19 protein-coding genes and 1 tRNA gene are annotated in these 16,528 nt (G+C 66.8%); 13 read left to right on the plus strand and 7 right to left on the minus strand.

Going from position 1 to position 16,528, the window contains the following annotated elements:
• Positions 1-14: 14 nt before the first annotated feature.
• Positions 15-86 (plus strand) — tRNA-Thr (locus EO776_RS11525).
• A gap of 19 nt (positions 87-105) precedes the next feature.
• On the opposite strand, the gene EO776_RS11530 is transcribed toward EO776_RS11525, so the two are convergent.
• A complete protein-coding gene (locus EO776_RS11530) occupies positions 106-522 on the minus strand; it encodes a dual specificity protein phosphatase family protein (protein ID WP_129452410.1) in 417 nt (138 codons plus the stop codon).
• Between the two features lie 148 nt (positions 523-670).
• Here EO776_RS11530 and EO776_RS11535 point away from each other — a divergent pair, with 148 nt between their 5' ends.
• Positions 671-1,108, plus strand: a complete 438-nt coding sequence (locus EO776_RS11535; protein ID WP_246041424.1) for a hypothetical protein — start codon at positions 671-673, stop codon at positions 1,106-1,108.
• Between the two features lie 54 nt (positions 1,109-1,162).
• On the opposite strand, the gene EO776_RS11540 is transcribed toward EO776_RS11535, so the two are convergent.
• The 5 genes from EO776_RS11540 to EO776_RS11555 all read right to left on the minus strand — a co-directional run bounded on the left by EO776_RS11540 (position 1,163) and on the right by EO776_RS11555 (position 4,703).
• Positions 1,163-1,342, minus strand: a complete 180-nt coding sequence (locus tag EO776_RS11540; protein WP_129452411.1) for a hypothetical protein — start codon at positions 1,340-1,342, stop codon at positions 1,163-1,165.
• A 235-nt stretch (positions 1,343-1,577) separates the two neighbouring features.
• Positions 1,578-2,261, minus strand: a complete 684-nt coding sequence (locus EO776_RS11545; protein WP_129452412.1) for a hypothetical protein — start codon at positions 2,259-2,261, stop codon at positions 1,578-1,580.
• Positions 2,262-2,793: 532 nt separating this feature from the next.
• Complete coding sequence (locus tag EO776_RS19635; RefSeq protein WP_276424070.1) at positions 2,794-2,919, minus strand: hypothetical protein; 126 nt, start codon at positions 2,917-2,919, stop codon at positions 2,794-2,796.
• A gap of 63 nt (positions 2,920-2,982) precedes the next feature.
• Positions 2,983-4,062 carry a tyrosine-type recombinase/integrase gene (locus EO776_RS11550; protein ID WP_129452413.1) on the minus strand — a complete coding sequence of 360 codons (1,080 nt, stop codon included), beginning with the start codon at positions 4,060-4,062 and terminating at the stop codon, positions 2,983-2,985.
• Positions 4,059-4,703 carry a hypothetical protein gene (locus tag EO776_RS11555; RefSeq protein WP_129452414.1) on the minus strand — a complete coding sequence of 215 codons (645 nt, stop codon included), beginning with the start codon at positions 4,701-4,703 and terminating at the stop codon, positions 4,059-4,061. Before EO776_RS11555 ends, EO776_RS11550 begins: the two co-directional genes overlap by 4 nt.
• 77 nt (positions 4,704-4,780) lie before the next feature.
• On the opposite strand from EO776_RS11555, the gene EO776_RS11560 reads away from it, so the two are divergent.
• The 7 genes from EO776_RS11560 (at position 4,781) to EO776_RS11590 (ending at position 12,018) form a co-directional block, all read left to right on the plus strand.
• Positions 4,781-5,347 (plus strand): hypothetical protein, encoded by a 567-nt coding sequence (locus EO776_RS11560; RefSeq protein WP_246041426.1) that lies wholly within the window; start codon positions 4,781-4,783, stop codon positions 5,345-5,347.
• A gap of 96 nt (positions 5,348-5,443) precedes the next feature.
• Entirely contained in the window at positions 5,444-6,382 is a 939-nt protein-coding gene (gene lipA / locus EO776_RS11565) for a lipoyl synthase (RefSeq protein WP_094593340.1), read from the plus strand.
• A gap of 121 nt (positions 6,383-6,503) precedes the next feature.
• On the plus strand, positions 6,504-7,625 hold the full coding sequence (locus EO776_RS11570) for a branched-chain amino acid ABC transporter permease (RefSeq protein ID WP_049931671.1): 1,122 nt from the start codon (positions 6,504-6,506) through the stop codon (positions 7,623-7,625).
• Positions 7,622-8,971: a branched-chain amino acid ABC transporter permease gene (locus EO776_RS11575; RefSeq protein ID WP_049931673.1), complete on the plus strand. Its 1,350-nt coding sequence runs from the start codon at positions 7,622-7,624 to the stop codon at positions 8,969-8,971. Before EO776_RS11570 ends, EO776_RS11575 begins: the two co-directional genes overlap by 4 nt.
• Positions 8,964-9,917, plus strand: a complete 954-nt coding sequence (locus tag EO776_RS11580; RefSeq protein ID WP_086219363.1) for an ABC transporter ATP-binding protein — start codon at positions 8,964-8,966, stop codon at positions 9,915-9,917. The genes EO776_RS11575 and EO776_RS11580 overlap by 8 nt, the downstream gene beginning before the upstream one ends.
• A complete protein-coding gene (locus EO776_RS11585; RefSeq protein ID WP_176455110.1) occupies positions 9,914-10,735 on the plus strand; it encodes an ABC transporter ATP-binding protein in 822 nt (273 codons plus the stop codon). The genes EO776_RS11580 and EO776_RS11585 overlap by 4 nt, the downstream gene beginning before the upstream one ends.
• Before the next feature lie 116 nt (positions 10,736-10,851).
• Entirely contained in the window at positions 10,852-12,018 is a 1,167-nt protein-coding gene (locus EO776_RS11590) for an inorganic phosphate transporter (RefSeq protein WP_049931675.1), read from the plus strand.
• 29 nt (positions 12,019-12,047) lie between these two features.
• On the opposite strand, the gene EO776_RS11595 is transcribed toward EO776_RS11590, so the two are convergent.
• Positions 12,048-12,701, minus strand: a complete 654-nt coding sequence (locus EO776_RS11595; RefSeq protein WP_049931676.1) for an undecaprenyl diphosphate synthase family protein — start codon at positions 12,699-12,701, stop codon at positions 12,048-12,050.
• Between the two features lie 79 nt (positions 12,702-12,780).
• On the opposite strand from EO776_RS11595, the gene EO776_RS11600 reads away from it, so the two are divergent.
• The 4 genes from EO776_RS11600 to EO776_RS11615 all read left to right on the plus strand — a co-directional run bounded on the left by EO776_RS11600 (position 12,781) and on the right by EO776_RS11615 (position 16,435).
• The gene (locus EO776_RS11600) at positions 12,781-13,344 is read left to right on the plus strand and encodes a hypothetical protein (RefSeq protein ID WP_129452415.1); all 564 of its coding nucleotides are present in this window, start codon (positions 12,781-12,783) and stop codon (positions 13,342-13,344) included.
• A 61-nt stretch (positions 13,345-13,405) separates the two neighbouring features.
• Entirely contained in the window at positions 13,406-13,876 is a 471-nt protein-coding gene (locus tag EO776_RS11605; protein ID WP_049931678.1) for a DUF5812 family protein, read from the plus strand.
• 82 nt (positions 13,877-13,958) lie between these two features.
• Positions 13,959-14,843: a protein translocase subunit SecF gene (gene secF / locus EO776_RS11610; RefSeq protein ID WP_129452416.1), complete on the plus strand. Its 885-nt coding sequence runs from the start codon at positions 13,959-13,961 to the stop codon at positions 14,841-14,843.
• On the plus strand, positions 14,843-16,435 hold the full coding sequence (locus tag EO776_RS11615; protein WP_129452417.1) for a preprotein translocase subunit SecD: 1,593 nt from the start codon (positions 14,843-14,845) through the stop codon (positions 16,433-16,435). The genes secF and EO776_RS11615 overlap by 1 nt, the downstream gene beginning before the upstream one ends.
• Positions 16,436-16,528: the final 93 nt, after the last annotated feature.

The raw sequence follows: 16,528 nt of genomic DNA on the forward strand, positions 1-16,528 counted from the left end.
ACGACTGAGTGCGTGCCTGGGTAGCTTAGCGGTAAAGCGCGTCCTTGGTAAGGACGAGACCCCGAGTTCAAATCTCGGCCTAGGCTCTTCCTGCGACCTCGCCGCTCATTCGCTACCTTCGGTTACGAACGTCGCCGCCCGCCGGACCAGCGCGTCGTGCGGGTCGACTTCGGATCGCCGCGCGAGCACCTGCTCGAACGCCTCGTCGAGGCCCCGGTCCGTCAGTCGCGCCATCGCCGCCGCGGCGACCGCCGGGCTGCGGGAGGCGCCGGCCGAGCAGTGAACCAGGACGCGCTGTCCGGCCTCGCGCCGCTCCACGACCGTCTCCGCGGCGGCGGCGAACGCCTCGTACTCGTTTCGCGGCCCGTCCGTCATCGGCGCGTCGACGCGAGCGACGGCGCTGGTGTCCGGGTCGTCGTACGTCAGCGACACGACGGCGTCGACGCCGCGGCGCCGGAGCAACGACTCGTCGTCGGCGTCCGACATCGTCCCCACGAGGAGCCCGGGGGCGACCTCATCCATTTTTACACACGCCGTTGGCCGGCCGTTCGGACGCGACCGAATTAAACGCACCTCGTTCGCGGCACGGTTTATCCGACGACCGACGGCGGTCGGGAGCTCGCCGCCAGTACGCGGTTCCTTTATTTCCCGTCGCCGACCGACACGCCACATGGGCAAACACGAGCGCGGCTGGGTCGAGGCCACGGAGAAGCTGACGGCGCAGCTCGCGAACGGCGCGGAGCCGGACGCCGACCTCGAAGAGCGGGGGCGACCCGATCTCGGCGAGGCGCTCGCCGACCGGCTCCGGAGCGACTTCCCCGACCTGACCGCGGTTCGCCACGCCGGCAACTCCTACGACTCGCTGGGCGATCTGATCGTCGAGTCGCCCGGCGGGGAGACGTTCGTCGAGGCCAAGTTCGTCGCGAGCGGCGGCACGCGGGCGAACCTCGGGCAGGACACGCTGACGCAGTTCGGGCTCTTCGAGGACGCGACGGCGTGGAGCGACTTCCGCGAGGAGATCGGGTTCCCCGAGGACCGCGAGGCGCTCCTTCGCGAGTTCGACGGCTACCCGGACGACGTCCGCGACTGGTCGTACAAATGGGCCTGATTGTGAATACGTGGTAAACACAGTCGCTCATATCTCGCGGCGCGGTGACGGCCGTCAGAAGCGGGACACGTTCCTGTCGGTGACCTCTGTCGGCTCGAAGTCGTCGCCGTCGACGTGACGCGCGTCGATCGGCGCGAACGGGTCAACACCGACGATCGTGGTCCCGTCGTCGAGTTCCACCGTCTCGGTCACTGTCTCGTCGTCGTCGAGTTCACGGGCGTCATCGTACAGCATACGCCCGTCACTCGGGGCGGCACACATATCAGGTTACTGTGAGGTCGTCGCGACACGGGCGGCCATCTGTCACACGACTGCGACACACGGCCCCGTCGAGATTAGGTCGGCGGCGCACCCCCGTACGGGCATGGGAGGGCTTCCTGACGGCCGTCTCTGGGGTTCAACCCTTGGGGTCGTATGCCTGAAACCGCCGTCGCTCGGCACTACACCGCCGTCGACCATCTTGTCTCTTTTACACGAAAGTTACAAACATGTAAACAAGTAGCACGAGAAGGAACCCGACCACAAACACCGCCTTTGCGACGGATGCTATCGCCTTGCTTGACTCCATGTTCCCGTCACCTGTGAGCGATTGGTACCCCCTCACACCATCTTCCAGTACACTTGCTAGTTCCTCAACCCCATCACCTGCTTGACCTCCATCGGCGCGGTCGTACTGGTCTGCTGATACTCCTTCCCCGTAGTCGGACTTCTTTTTCTGTATGAACTTGACAGGAGCGGCATCCGGGTCCATACCCATCCCCATCTGGTTCTGATAGTCATTCTTCAGTTTCCGCCATCCATCCATATCGTCAACCCCGCAAGCAAGGGCAATCACATGAGTATACTCTTTCTGATACTCCTCAATCTGCCCCCGAAGCTTCTTTGTCTGGCTATTGCTGAGGTTACGCTTCATTTCGATCCCAATATCACCGTTCACCACAACGTCACCATTGACGTTACCATGCTCGCGCTCAACCACAATTTCCCCAGTAGAGCCAAGCATCATGTCGTTTCCTGAATTGAGCCGTCGGTCTAAGTACTCCTGTAACTCGTTCTGGAACTTCGACTCATGTCCATATGCTTCGGAGGGAGTCCAGTCCTCAATCGCTGAGGACACTTTGCTGGCCAACTGTTGATTGTTGCCAAGGGACATTTTTGTTGGCCCGATATGACAGCGACATGTACTTAATCGTACTGGACAGCGAGTCAACCGCACTCGCACTAAATCCATGTGACCGCCGTCGCTCGGCACTACACGGCTGTCGACCAGACAACTGACGGCCCTCATTCTGCGCGTGACACCTGTCGCAGCAGAAGTGGGGGCGCGACGAAGCGGAGCATCGGGGGACGGACAGGTGTTCGGGGCGTCGACATGGAACCGCCTTGCTTTATGCGCGGGAGTAATAAGGCGCGCGTGCGCGGAAATAGCGACGCACACGCCCCCTATACACTAATGTAAATGGCAGTAGACTGGCATGGGGCGATTCAGTATAATAGTGGACACTGCTGGTACTATACACTGGTCTGTCCGGCCAATCCGCGTGCGCGGGCGAAGCGAGCCGACGCGCCTCCACCGCGATGGACACCAGTCAGTCCCGCTCGACTACTGTCAAGACTAATGCGGCTCAAGTGCGTCAGAAAGCGCGCTGATACGAGTCTATTGTCGACGAGAGGAAAACATCCTATCAGTCAGAAACACCCCTGAGCGCCGTTACAGCCGTCTCTCGAACTGCGGTGTACACAGCCGCCTCCGGGGCGTCGTCGACGACGATCGTCCGCCCGTCCGGAAGGTGGATGTGTGCCTCTGACATGTAGGAGCAACGGGTTTCAGTGATATGAAAGTAACGGTCGTCTGAAAGGAGCGCTAACGTCCGTTACAGCGGCTCGTCTCGCGTCGCTGTCCCGTCATCTTCCAGAGTCCGGATTATCTCAGCCTCACTCTGCTCGGTGTATGTCTGTGTGATCGAGATGTCACTGTGATCCAGAGACTCCTTGACCTTGGGCATCGGTACGCCTTGATCGATCAGGTGGTGGGCGTGAGAGTGTCGAAGTGAGTGAGCGGTCACGGCGTGGAGTGTTTGCCCATTGACATCGGTATCGAGCGTTTCCTGTACGCCCGCCTCCTCAGCGGCGCGCTTGACGACAGTATTGATGTCATCGCCGCTCATCTCATCACGGTATGTGAGCAATAGAGCATCTGACTCGTCGGACGAGAGATTACCGTCACGGTAACCGAGGTCAAGGTACAGTGACAGGGTTTCGGCGACCGCATCGCTGTACGGACGAGTCAGCCACTCTTCCTTGTCTCCTTGCGTTTTGACGCGTTTCGTCTCAATTAACTGCTGATCACGGTCAATGTTGCTCACCTTCACGTTGGCCAACGTCCCACGGCGCCAACCCGTCTCCCAGAGCAACTGTATGACGAGCTTATTACGGACCACTGGCTCAGGGACGTTTTCGAGCATACGGTCTTTCTCCTCGCGTGTGACGTACTTCTCGTGCTTGCGACTGCCGCCGTCGCCTGTGTTGATGTCTCGCTTTGACAGCTGTCGCGGGTCACCGCCGTGTCCGTTTATCTCGTTGATGTCGATCCCGAACGAATTCTGTAATTCATTGAACAACTGTGAAATGTTGTCGTACGCTGTCTTGATAGTCGTCGACGCGTATCCCGCCTCATTCATCGATTTAAAGTACCGCTTCAGCCGCTTCTTCGTGACATCCGAGAGGTGTTCATCACGTCCCTCAAGCCACGCATGGAACCGCCGTATGTCGGTACGTCGGTGCTGGTAGGTGTGTCTAGAGATATTGTCATCCTGACGGAAGTGCGAGAGATATGCGCCGAACAGTCGTCGGTTTGACCACACATCCGGGTCAGCGACGGCGGACGGCGGTGCGTCGTCGAGGTCGATGTCACCGCCGTCGACGTGGTCGACATCGGTCGTTGGGAGGCTCATCGACCCTCACCTCGCGCCTCGGGTGGCGCCTCTCCACGGACCTCAACCGCGGCGCTCTTCTCGGGCGAAAAGTACCGCATGCGTCCCTCGACGACGGCCGACTTGACAGCGGGTGTGTCTTTGAGTCGGTTGAGCATGTCACCGATCTGCTCCTCGCTCACCGACGACGTGGCGTCGGACAGGTGGTCGGCGACGGCGGTGACCGTGCCGTCCCACGCGACGGGCGACGACGGGTCATCCTCGTCGGGCATCCCCTGCCGCATCGCCGTCCAGTCGTCTGACTGCGGTTCGGCGGGCGGTAACGCACGGACAACGTCGGCCGCCTCAACATCACGGGTGACACCAATCTCCTCTTCGACGGCGTCCAGTCGGTCGTTGATGTCGTCGACGGCGGTCGCCACGTCGTCGACGGCGGTCGCGAGTGAATCTAACTGTCGCATAACGGCATCCGCCGCCGCGCCGTCTGCCGACTGACCGCCGTGCGTGTCACCGCCTTGCGCGGTGTACTGCGCGACAGCACGGTGAATCAGGTGGCTCATGCTGTCGACATCGTCGTTTGTAGCCGCGTACTCCTTCCACGACTCACGACGCTTCTCGGTGGTACGGATATTGACTCGTACCTCGGTGTCCTCGTCGGACATATCTCACTGTGGAACCGCGAGCCACTTAGTGATTACGCAGTACTCACAGATTGGAGTATTGGTCGTACAAGTCGGCGGTGTACGACCGCGCGAAACACCTCAAGAACGTCCTCGACGTCTCGCGGGGGCAGAACACGGGGTCGCGGGCGGACGAGGTCCTCGCGGACTCGGACGCGACGGAGGGAGAGCGCGAGGCGGCCCGGATCGTCAACGCGATCCTCGACCTCGACCGCGAGGAGAAGCTCGCGTACTTCGACCACCTCCGCGAGGCAGAGCAGAACCCGCGCAACGTCGAGACGTTCGCGCACCTGATCGTCTGCGGCTACCACACCGCCGACGCGCTCGAAGCACACTTCGACGACGATCTTGAAGAGATCAAGCGGCTGCTCGAAGCCGACGCCTACCGCCTCTACGAGGTGAACAGGAACAGCGGGACGGTGTCGGTCGAGAACCCCTCGGAACTGCTCGCCGGGTTCGACTGGCGGGATACCCGCGTCGAGATCCCGGAAGACGGGACCTCCGTGAGCGTGGTGACGGGACCGCCGGGCGACCGGCGGCGCGTGCTGAACATCGCGTACAACTGGAAGAACAAGTTCCAAGGGATCCAGACGCCGTCGATGAACGTGTTTGTCCCGGAGGCGTGAGCCGGGGCGGTCCCGAGGCGTGAACCCGCGGTCGGCGAGACCCCGGGCCGCCTCGGCGACCCGCATCCTTTTGCGCTCGGACGCTAAGGATCATCCATGTCACGCGGCCGCCGGAAGCCGGACTGGCTGAAGTCGCGCCCGCCGTCCGGGAGTCGGTTCACGGAGATCAAGTCCACCCTCCGCGAGCACGACCTCCACACGGTCTGCGAGGAGGCGAACTGCCCGAACATGGGCGAGTGCTGGTCGGGGAACGACGGCCCGGGCACGGCGACGTTCATGCTGATGGGCGACCGCTGCTCGCGCGGCTGTAACTTCTGCGACGTCGAGACGGGCGGGATGGAGCCGCTCGACCCGGACGAGCCCACCAACGTCGCGGACGCGGTCGCGGAGATCGGGTTAGACTACGTCGTCCTCACGTCCGTCGACCGCGACGACCTCGCCGACGGCGGGTCGGCGCACTTCGCCGAGACGATCCGGGCGATCAAGCGCCGCGACCCCGAGATCCTCGTCGAGACGCTCATCCCGGACTTCCAGGGCGACCCGGAAGCGATCGATCGCATCATCGACGCCGGGCCGGACGTGATCGCCCACAACGTCGAGACGGTCGAGCGCCTCCAGTGGCCGGTCCGGGACCGCCGCGCGAACTACGAGCAGTCGCTCGCCGTCCTCGATCGGGTCGACAAGAGGTCCGACATCCACACCAAGACGAGCCTCATGCTCGGCGTCGGCGAGTACGACCACGAGGTGTACCGGACGCTCGGCGACCTCCGCGAGGTCGGCGTCGACGTGGTCACCTTCGGCCAGTACCTCCAGCCCTCGCGCTCGCACCTCGACGTGTTCGAGTACGTCCACCCCGACGTTTTCGAGACGTGGCGGCGGGTCGCCGAGGAGGAGTTCGACTTCCTCTACTGCGCGTCGGGCGCGATGGTCCGGTCGTCGTACAAGGCCGGCGAGCTGTTCGTCGAGGCGCTGTTGCGCGAGGGCCGCTCGCCGGAGGCGGCGCGGCGTCGGGCGCGGGCCGCGGGCGGCGACTGAGGCCGCGTTCGGGACGCGGCGGGGGGTGACAGCTGTCAGGCGCTTTTGAGGTATCGATGTTTGTCCGAACAGCGAGTTATTTACCGCTCGGTGACCCACCCTGTGTCAGTGAGACGTACACATGGGAACAACTGACTCGTCGATCGTCGACGCGGCGCGGGCTCGGCCGGGGCTTCTCTTCGTCGTCCTCCTTGCGGGCCTGCTCCTCGTCGACCTCGCGGCGAAGCTCGCGGGTGTCGGCCTCGGCCCGATAGGAGGGTCGCTCTCCGTCGACCGGCTCGGCTCGAACCTCTGGAACGGGGTCGTGATCGGCCTCGTGATCGGGCTCGCGGGGATCGGCCTCTCGATGACGTACAGCATCCTCTCGTTCGCGAACTTCTCGCACGGTGACCTCGTCAGCGTCGGCGCGTTCTCCGGGTGGGGCGTCGCGTTCCTGATCGCCGGCCTCGGCGACATCCCGGTCCGCGCGCTCCTGACGGTCCGCGACGCCGGGAACGCCTCGCCGGGCGACATCGGCGCGCACATCCTCACGACGCCGGGCGCGATCCTCGTCGGACTGGTCGCGGCGTTCGTCGTCACGGCGCTGCTCGCGGTGGCGCTCGACCGCGCGTTCTACAAGCCGATGCGGGATCGCGACGGGATCTCCCTGCTCATCGCCTCTATCGGCGCGGCGCTCATCGTCCGTTACCTGCTCCAGTTCGGGTACGGCTCCGACCGGCGCGGCGTGACCGCCAGCGTCGACGCGTCGAACCTCGCGTTCGACCCGCTCGGGCTCTCGGTGAACGCGCACGAGCTCACCATCCTCGTGGCCGCGGTCGGACTGATGCTCGCGATGCACGGCATGCTCCAGCACACGAAGCTCGGCACCGCGATGCGGGCGATGGCCGACAACAAGGACCTCGCGCTCATCACCGGCATCCCGGCCGAGCGCGTCGTCACCGCCACGTGGATCATCGGCGGCGGGCTCGCGGGGGCGTCCGGCTACCTCTACGTGCTGCTCCGCGGGACGATCCAGTTCGACTTCGGCTGGCTCCTCCTGCTCCTCATCTTCGCGGCCGTGATCCTCGGGGGGATCGGCTCGGTGTACGGCGCCATCGTCGGCGGCCTCGTCATCGGCGTCGTGTTCACCACCTCGACGATCTGGATCCCCTCCGACTTCAACCAGGCCGCCGCGTTCGCCGTGATGATCCTGATGCTGTTGTTGCGCCCAGAGGGACTGTTCGGCGGGGTGACGACCGCATGAGCGACGCCGACGCACCCGGCGGCTCCGCCTCCGGGCCGTCCGCGGGCGGGTCGGAGGCGCCCGAGAGCGCGACGGCGGCGCTGGTCGAGGCCGCCCGCGAGAGCGACCTCGGGCTCGTGGTCGGGACGCTGCTCGCGATCTACGCCGCGGCGACGCTGCTGACGTTCACCGACGGGCTCAACAGCGTCGTCGGACTCCTAGAGACGCTGACGTTCCTCGGGCTTGTCTACGCGCTCACCGCGCTCGCGTTGAACCTCCAGTGGGGGTACACCGGCCTCTTCAACATCGGCGTCGCCGGGTTCATGGCCGTCGGCGTGTACACGATGGGAATGGTCGTCCGTTCGCCGGACCCCGCCTTCGGGCCGCCCGGGCTCGGACTGCCGCTCCCGGTCGGCATCGTCGCCGGAATGGGCATGGCGGCGCTGCTCGGCGGGGTCGCCGCCCTGCCGGCGCTGCGACTCAAGGCCGACTACCTCGCCATCGTGACGCTCGGCCTCTCGGAAATCGTCCGCCTGTCGCTCCAGTCGAGCGCCTTCGACAACTTCCTGCGCGACACGATCGGCGCCGGAACGGGCGGGGGTCGCGGGATGGGGATGCCGGACAACCCGGTCCGCGACCTGTTCCTCGTCGACGGGCAGGCGGGGACGCCGACCGCGTTCGGCGACCTCGTCTTCGGCGTCTTCGGGAGCGATGGCCTCGGCATCTCGCAGCCGATCCTCATCGGGTGGGGGTACATCGCCGTCCTCGCCGCCTTCCTCGTCGGCTTCTACCTCCTGCTCGAACGCCTCGGCCGCTCGCCGTTCGGCCGGACGATGAAGGCGATCCGGGAGGACGAGCTCGTCGCCGACTCGCTCGGCAAGGACGTGAACCTCGTGAAGATCAAGGTGTTCGTCATCGGCTGCGCGCTGATGGGGCTCGCTGGCATCCTCTGGTTCGGCAGCCAGGGCAACGTCTCGCCGACGCCGCAGTTCCGGCCGCTCCTCACCTTCTACGTGTTCATCGCGGTGATAATCGGCGGGTCGGGGTCAAACACCGGCTCCGTCCTCGGCGGGATCGTCTTCGCGGCGGTACTGTTCGAGGGGCCCCGCCGCGTCGGCGGGACAGTCCGGGGACTCATCGACGCGCAGACGCCGCCGTCGTTCGCCGACGCGGTCGCCTCGCTGGACCCGGTGACGTTCCTCGCGTACGCGACCGAGAACGTCGCGCCGCTCCAGTTCGTCTTCCTCGGGCTCGTGCTGGTGTTCATCATCCACCGACGGCCCGAGGGGATCCTCGGCGACCGGATCGAGACGGCCGCGGCCGTCGACCTCTCCGAGCGGCCCGCCGGAGGTGAGAGCGATGAGTAGCGACGCCCCCGACCCGAGCGACTCCGCCGAGACCGACGCGGACGCGCCCAACCCGGGAGACGTCGCCGCCACCGACCCCGTCACCGCGACGACGGACGGAACGATCGGCGAGCCCGAGGCGAACGACAGCGAGGTGGAGGAGGCGGCGAAACACGTCCCGTCGGGGTCTCCCTCGGAGGCACCCCCGCTCCGCGTGGAGGGGTTGGTCAAGCGCTTCGGCGGCGTCACCGCCGTCGACGGCGCCTCCTTCGAGGTCGAGTCCGGCTCGCTGACCGGGCTCATCGGGCCGAACGGCGCAGGCAAGTCAACGACATTCAACTGTATCACCGGCGTCCACGAGCCGACCGGGGGGTCGGTGTACTTCGAGGGCGAGGAGATCACCGGCCTCAAACCGCACCAGATCGCGCGGGAGGGGCTGGTCCGGACGTTCCAGATCGCCCGCGAGCTCTCCGAGATGACCGTCTTGGAGAACCTCATGCTCGCGCCGCAGGGGCAGCTCGGCGAGTCCGCGATCCGCGCGGTGACGCCCGGGCTCCGCGGCGCCGTCGTCGAGGAGGAGACCGCGCTCCGCGAGCGGGCGTGGGAGACGCTGGAGTTCTTCGAGATCGATCACCTCGCGCACGAACACGCGGGGAACCTCTCCGGCGGACAGCGGAAGCTGCTGGAGATGGCCCGGGCGCTGATGACCGACCCCGAGATGGTGCTGCTCGACGAGCCGCTCGCCGGGGTCAACCCGACCTTAGAGGAGAAGCTCCTCGACCGGATCCACGACCTGCGCGCGGACGGCTACACCTTCCTACTCGTCGAGCACGACATGGACATCATCATGGAGAACTGCGAACGCGTCATCGTCATGCATCAGGGCAGCGTGCTCGCCGAGGGAACCGGCGACGAGATACGGAACGACGAGCGGGTCATCGAGGCGTACCTGGGTGAGGAGCTATGACGGCCGACGCAGCGGCGGACGACGCGGAGACGACAGCCGCCGAGACGGAAGCGAGCGAAGCCGGCGATTCGGACGCGACTGCCACCGCCGGCACCGACCACGCGATCGACGGCGACGCGATCCTTCGCCTGCGCGACCTCGACGCCGGGTACGGCGACCTCCAGATCCTCTCCGACGTGGTCCTCGACGTGGCCGACGGGGAGTACGTGACCGTCGTCGGGCCGAACGGCGCCGGGAAGTCGACGGTGATGAAGACCGTCTTCGGGCTCACGACCCACATGGGCGGGACCGTCGAGTTCGAGGGGGAGCCGATCCACGGGCTGGCGCCCGAACAGATCATCCGCGAGGGGGTCGGCTTCGTCCCGCAGAACGACAACGTCTTTCCCGGACTCAGCGTCCGCGAGAACCTCGAAATGGGCGCGTACATCCTCGACGAGGTGCCTGAAGACCAGATCGAGACGATCTACGACCGCTTCCCGATCCTCAGGGAGCGCAGCGAGCAGAAGGCCGGAACCCTCTCCGGCGGGCAACGGCAGATGGTCGCGATGGGGCGAGCGCTCATGCTCGACCCCGACCTCCTGCTGCTCGACGAGCCCTCGGCCGGCCTCGCCCCGGACCTCGTCTCCGACATGTTCGACCGGATCGACAGGATCAACGATGGGGGGACGGCGGTGCTGATGGTCGAGCAGAACGCGAAAGAGGCGCTGCGCCGCTGCGACCGCGGGTACGTGCTGGTGAACGGCGAGAACCGCTACACCGACCGCGGCGACGTACTGCTCGCGGACGAGGGCGTGCGACAGGACTTCCTGGGCGGGTAGCCGTCCGCCGCGTCGCACTCGTGTCAGGGGTCGGCGGCGACGCGAGGGCAGGGGGCCGGTGCCGACGCGGACGGACCCCGTCCGTTTAACAGCGCGTGCGTCGTCTGTTCTCGTATATGGTCGAAGCTCTTCTTCTCGTCGGCGTCGCGGTGGCGGCGTTCGTCGGATACAACATCGGCGGGGCGACGACGGGACCGGCGTTCGGGCCCGCGGTCGGCGCGGACGTGCTATCGAAGGCCGGCGCGGCGGGGCTGATGTCGGTGTTCTTCTTCGTCGGGGCGGGGACACTGGGCCAGCGCGTCGTCACGACGCTCGGCGAGGACCTCGTCACCGGGGCGAACGTGTTTACGCTGGAGACGAGCATCATCGTCCTCTTTTTCATCGGCGGCGCGCTGTTCGTCGGCAACTTCGCCGGCGTCCCGGCGTCGACGTCGATGACGGCGGTCGGCTCCATCGCCGGGCTTGGGATTGCGACGAACACCCTCGACTGGGCGGTGATGGGCGAGATCGCGATCTGGTGGCTCGTCGCGCCGATCATCGGGTTCTGGGTCTCGGGCGTCGTCGGCCGCTACTTCTACTCGGCGATCGACCGCTGGGTGGCGATCGAAAGCACGGAGGGTGCGCTGTTCGAGTTCGACCGGTCGGGGCCGATACCGCGCCCGACCCTCGGCCCGAACACGACCCGACGCGAGCTGACGGGAGGAGTCGTCGTCATCGCGATCGGCTGCCTGATGGCGTTCTCCTCGGGCACCTCGAACATCGCGAACGCCATCGCGCCGCTGGTCGCGCTGGACGGCGTGGAGATGACGCCGATGATCCTCCTCGGCAGCGCCGCCGTCGCGGTCGGCGCGTTCACCATCGCCCGACGGACGCTCGACACGCTCGGCAACGACATCACCGACCTCCCGCTGACGGCCGCCATCGTCGTCGCGGTCGTCTCCTCCGGGATCGTGATCAGCCTCTCCGCGGTCGGCATTCCGGCGTCGTTCGTCATCATCGCGACCATGTCGATCGTCGGGCTCGGCTGGGGGCGCGCGACCCGCACGGTGACCGTCCGACAGGGGATCAAAGGCGAGAAGGAACCGACGGTCTCCGTCGGGGCGCTGACGGCCGACGAGATGCCGGCGATCGGGGAGGGCGACGCGAGCGACGTCCCCTCGGCGTCGGACCTGTTCAACCCGGGAACGAGCGCGCGCGTCGTGCTGATGCAGAACGTCGTGCCGATCCTCTCGACGGTGGGCGCGCTGGTGACGTTCACCGCGCTCTTCGCGTTCGTCTGGTAGCGGAACTCGACGGCCGCGGTCCGAGCGCGTCAGCGGCCGAACCGGCGCTGTCGGTCCTGGAAGTCCAAGACCGCGCGGAGATACTCTCGCCTGCGGAAGTCGCGCCAGTTCACGTCGGTGAAGTAGAGCTCGGCGTACACGGACTGCCAGATTGCGAAGTCGGAGAGCCGCTCGGCGCCCGTCTTGATGACCAAGTCGGGCTCTTCGGGGAATAGCAGCCGCTCCGAGACGTCGGCCTCGTCGATGGCGTCCGGCGTGATCTCGCCGGCCGCGACGTCGTTCGCCAGTTCGCGGACGGCGCCGGCGAACTCCGCCTTACCGCCGAGGCCGACCAGTATCCGGACCGGCGCGTCGGTGTCGCCCGCGGCGGAGTCGCCGCCGAGGTCGCTTCCCGCTTCCCCCGGCGCGTCGGCGTCTGGGCCGCGGACCACCGTCTCCGCGGGGACATCGAGCCGGCGGAGCTCGCGGATCAGCGTCGGAGCCACGGCCCCGTCGAGGACGGAGACGGAGACAGTGACGCGCTCCGCGCCGTACTCGAACGCCCAGCCGATGGCCGACGACAGCGTGTCGAACGCGCCGTCGGCGAGGAGGTCCCGCTCCGTGAGGACGAGGGCGACGTGCGCCGGCGGCTCGGCGTCGTGGAGACGGTGGCGCGTCGCGAGATACGTGTCGTAGAGACCCACGTCAGGGGGATCCGGTCGCGCGTATAAATGGTTTCCCGACGACGAGGGGTTTAATTCGCTGACGCCCCTATCGGAGTCGATGGCAGACGCCTACCGCGGGGTGTTCGGCGCGATCCCGTACGCGTTCCGCGCGACCGAGTCCTGGACGATGCGGGCGTACGCCGCGCTCGGCGCGCTGGCGGCCGGGTTCGTCGCGCTCGTCGTCACTCTCGCCCTGGTCGTCTGGATGGGCGAGACCGTGTCGGCGCAAGGGGGGACGTTCCTGTTCTCGCGGTCGCTGTTCGTGGTCGCCGGGCTCGGCGCCGTCGGCCCGCTGCTCGCGCCGATACTGTTCGTCGCCCGGCGCCACCGCCGCGGCGACCGGGTCGCGGCCACGTACGACCGGTGGATGGGAGTCGCCGGCTTCCTGTTCCTGCTCTCGTTGTACCTCGGAATGGTCATCTCGGCGCCCGAGGGGCTCCGAGACCCGAGCGGCTCCGTCCTCGTCAACGCGCTGTACGCGCTCCCGCAGCTGGCGGGGTTCGTCCCGCCCGTCGCGGCCGCGCTCGCCGTCTTCGCGACGCACTTTCGACTCCGCGGCGGGACTGACGACGGCGCGGCCGTCGACGGCGACACGTCGGGCGACGCCGGCGGGCCGGCGTGAAACGACGGCCCGCGGCCGCGGCTCGAAAGCCGGAAGTCGTCAGAGCGACTAGCCGAACGCAATGACCGACGAGAAGGAGAGCACGTTCCTCGTCACGCACGTCGAGAGCGACTCGGCGGTGCTGAAAGATGTCCACGACGGACAGGTTCACACGCTGAGCTCGAACCCCGGCCTCGACGTCGACGACGCCGTCGAGGCGACCGTCGCCCCCGACCCGCCGATGGAGGTCACCTATCAGGTGGTCGAGGTCGACGCGCGCCGCGCGCTCTCGATAGAGGAGAGCCCGGAGCCGCCGACCGTTCACGAGCGCGAACTCGCCGCGGAGACCCCGACGGGAGAGCTCGCCCGGCAGGAGCGCGCGGGCGTCGGCGAGGTCCACGTGCTGACCCCGCCGGAGTCGGAGACGGAGGCGGCGGTCGCGGACGTGATCGACGACCGGGAGGGGACGCTCTCGCGCGCCGCCCGACTGGGCGTGAACCGCGTCGAGATCCGATCGGAGCCGGGCGTCGTCGCCGTGCGGTACCTCCCGTAACGCGGGGGGTTACAGCCTCGGTCGCCGCCGTCGGCCCACCAGATAAGAAGGCTTATTCGCGCCCGCAGAGGAAGCGGTATTTATGATAGCGATCGAGGTGCCGGAAGTCAACTACACCGACTACTCGAACCGGCAGCTCGCGGCGGTGCCGCTCGCGTTTCTGGTCCTCGCGCTGGCGATCATCGGCGGCTGGGTCGTCGCCACCGGTGCGCCCGCGAACCTGGGACTGGAGTTCACCGGCGGCGTCGAGCTGCGAGTCGCGGACGACGCGAGCGGCGACGTCGAACAGCAGATCCAAACGGCCTTCGAGCGGGAGCCCGACTCGGTCCGAACGATCCCCGGCGACGACGTCGTCGTCGTCACGTTCCAGGCGTCACAGGACGATCCGGAGGGGCTCGCGAACGATCTCCAAGACCAGGCGGAGGCGGCGGGACTGACCACGACCGCGGTCGATCAGGTGTCGCCGAGCTTCGCGAGCGACACCGCGCGGACCGCCATCATCGGCGTGGCGATCGCGTTCCTCGGGATGAGCGTCCTCGTGTTCGCGCTGTTCCGGACGTTCGTCCCCTCGCTGGCGGTCGTCGCGTCCGCGTTCTCCGACCTCGTCATCCCGATCGCGGCGATGAACCTCCTCGGCATCCAGATGACGCTCGGAACGATCGCGGCGCTGCTGATGATCATCGGATACAGCGTCGACTCGGACATCCTGTTGAACGACTCCGTGCTGCGACGGACCGGCGAGTTCTACGAGTCCGTGAGCCGCGCGATGCGGACCGGGGTGACGATGACGCTCACCTCCATCGCCGCGATGGTCGTGATGGCGATCGGCGCCTCGGTGTTCGGGGTGGGGCTGCTCCGTGACATCGGGATCATCCTCGCGGTCGGGCTCTGCGCCGACCTGATGAACACGTACCTGATGAACGTCTCGCTGCTTCGCTGGTACAAGTTCGAGGGGGTGGCGCGGTAATGCTCGAACCGATCAAGAAGAACTGGCGAATCCTGCTGCTCGTCGTCGTCGTGATCGGGTCGTCCGTGGCGCTCTTCGCTCCCGGGTTCGGGCCGGAGCCGGCGCCCGGGGAGAACGTCAGCGAGGCCCAGCAGGGGGTCACGAACCTCCAGTACGGCCTCGATCTGGCGGGCGGGACGCGGGTCCGCGCGCCGCTTTCGGGATACACCGCGACGGATGTCGCGTTCGACGGTGACACGCCCGAGAGCGTCGCGGACGCGGTCGCGGCCGAACTGGACAACGCCTCCGTCCGAAACGTCGGCGTCGTTCCGGAAGAGGGCGCGGTCGAGGTGACGAAGCCGTCCGTGACGGAGTCCCAGTTCCGCGCGGCGATGGACGCCGCGGGCTACGAGTACGCGGAGGTTCGGTCGGGTGTCACGCAGGAGACGCGCGACGAGACGATGAACGTCATCCAGGGGAAGATCAACGAGGCGGGCCTCTCGGGCGGCAGCGTCCAACAGATCCAGTCGATCACCGGGGAGTACTTCATCCTCGTCGAGGTGCCGGGGCAAGGCCGGCAAGAAGTGATCGACCTCCTCGAGGAGCGCGGGACCGTCCGGATCGACATCGCGTACCCGGACGGAAACGGCACCGCGGTTCAGGAGGGAACGCTGACCCAAGGCGACTTCGAGACGATCGGGACCGCGGCCCAGAGCGACCGCGGTACCGGAGCGTACGTCCCGGTCACAGTGCGCAACACCGCCGAGAGCGGCCAGTCGCCGGCGCACTCCTTCCAAGACGCCGTGGCGCAACGCGGCTTCGCCGACGCGTACCAGACGGGGGCGGACCGGTGCGGATACAACGAGGAGACCGGTGAGATAGAGAACTCGAACCCGTGTCTCCTGCTCGTCGTCGACGGCGAGGTCGTCAACTCCTTCGGGATGGACCCGGGCCTCGCGGACAGCATGGCGGCCGGCTCGTGGGCCGACACCGGGAACTTCCGGCTCACGACGGGCGAGTTCGCCGAGGCGCAGACCATTTCGCTGAACCTCCGCGCCGGCGCGCTCCCGGCCGACCTCGACATCAGCGGGGAGGGGACTTCCTCGTCCATCTCGGCCTCGCAGGGTGAGAACTTCCGGACGTACTCGCTGGTCATCGGCGTGCTCTCGGTGTTGGCGGTCGCCGGGATGGTGTTCCTCCGCTACCGCGAACCGCGCGTCGCGCTCCCGATGATCGTCACGGCGCTGACGGAGGTGTACGCCCTGCTCGGGTTCGCGGCGCTGCTCGGCTACCCGCTCGAACTCGCGGTGATCGCCGGCTTCATCGCGGTCGTCGGGACCGGTGTCGACGACCTCGTCATCATCGCCGACGAGGTGATGAGCGAGGGCGACGTGAACTCGAAAAAAGTGTTCGACTCCCGGTTCCGGCGGGCGTTCTGGGTGATCGGCGCGGCCGCGGCCACAACCATCATCGCGATGTCGCCGCTGATGGTGCTGTCGCTCGGCGACCTCTCCGGGTTCGCCATCTTCACCGTCCTCGGCGTGCTGGTCGGTGTGCTGATCACCCGGCCAGCGTACGGCGACATCCTGCGCCGCCTGCTGACGGTCAAATAATCCGGCCGACCGCGCGTCGGCGACCCCTAATTCTCGACCGGATGTGACGTTCGATCGGTTTCCGATCGCTCACAGCGACGGTTTTCGAGATCA

Source organism: Halorubrum ezzemoulense, assembly GCF_004126515.1.
GTDB classification, from domain to species: Archaea; Halobacteriota; Halobacteria; order Halobacteriales; family Haloferacaceae; genus Halorubrum; species Halorubrum ezzemoulense.

Excerpts from the sequence above, each read along its gene's own strand:
- EO776_RS11580 (WP_086219363.1), top strand. The coding sequence starts at position 8,964 with ATGAGTAGCGACGCCCCCGACCCGAGCGACTCCGCCGAGACCGACGCG.
- EO776_RS11530 (WP_129452410.1), bottom strand. The coding sequence starts at position 522 with ATGGATGAGGTCGCCCCCGGGCTCCTCGTGGGGACGATGTCGGACGCC.
- EO776_RS11550 (WP_129452413.1), bottom strand. The coding sequence starts at position 4,062 with ATGAGCCTCCCAACGACCGATGTCGACCACGTCGACGGCGGTGACATC.
- EO776_RS11615 (WP_129452417.1), top strand. The coding sequence starts at position 14,843 with ATGCTCGAACCGATCAAGAAGAACTGGCGAATCCTGCTGCTCGTCGTC.
- secF (WP_129452416.1), top strand. The coding sequence starts at position 13,959 with ATGATAGCGATCGAGGTGCCGGAAGTCAACTACACCGACTACTCGAAC.
- EO776_RS11590 (WP_049931675.1), top strand. The coding sequence starts at position 10,852 with ATGGTCGAAGCTCTTCTTCTCGTCGGCGTCGCGGTGGCGGCGTTCGTC.
- EO776_RS11545 (WP_129452412.1), bottom strand. The coding sequence starts at position 2,261 with ATGTCCCTTGGCAACAATCAACAGTTGGCCAGCAAAGTGTCCTCAGCG.
- EO776_RS11540 (WP_129452411.1), bottom strand. The coding sequence starts at position 1,342 with ATGCTGTACGATGACGCCCGTGAACTCGACGACGACGAGACAGTGACC.
- EO776_RS11555 (WP_129452414.1), bottom strand. The coding sequence starts at position 4,703 with ATGTCCGACGAGGACACCGAGGTACGAGTCAATATCCGTACCACCGAG.
- EO776_RS11570 (WP_049931671.1), top strand. The coding sequence starts at position 6,504 with ATGGGAACAACTGACTCGTCGATCGTCGACGCGGCGCGGGCTCGGCCG.
- lipA (WP_094593340.1), top strand. The coding sequence starts at position 5,444 with ATGTCACGCGGCCGCCGGAAGCCGGACTGGCTGAAGTCGCGCCCGCCG.
- EO776_RS11585 (WP_176455110.1), top strand. The coding sequence starts at position 9,914 with ATGACGGCCGACGCAGCGGCGGACGACGCGGAGACGACAGCCGCCGAG.
- EO776_RS11575 (WP_049931673.1), top strand. The coding sequence starts at position 7,622 with ATGAGCGACGCCGACGCACCCGGCGGCTCCGCCTCCGGGCCGTCCGCG.
- EO776_RS11600 (WP_129452415.1), top strand. The coding sequence starts at position 12,781 with ATGGCAGACGCCTACCGCGGGGTGTTCGGCGCGATCCCGTACGCGTTC.
- EO776_RS11535 (WP_246041424.1), top strand. The coding sequence starts at position 671 with ATGGGCAAACACGAGCGCGGCTGGGTCGAGGCCACGGAGAAGCTGACG.
- EO776_RS11605 (WP_049931678.1), top strand. The coding sequence starts at position 13,406 with ATGACCGACGAGAAGGAGAGCACGTTCCTCGTCACGCACGTCGAGAGC.
- EO776_RS19635 (WP_276424070.1), bottom strand. The coding sequence starts at position 2,919 with ATGTCAGAGGCACACATCCACCTTCCGGACGGGCGGACGATCGTCGTC.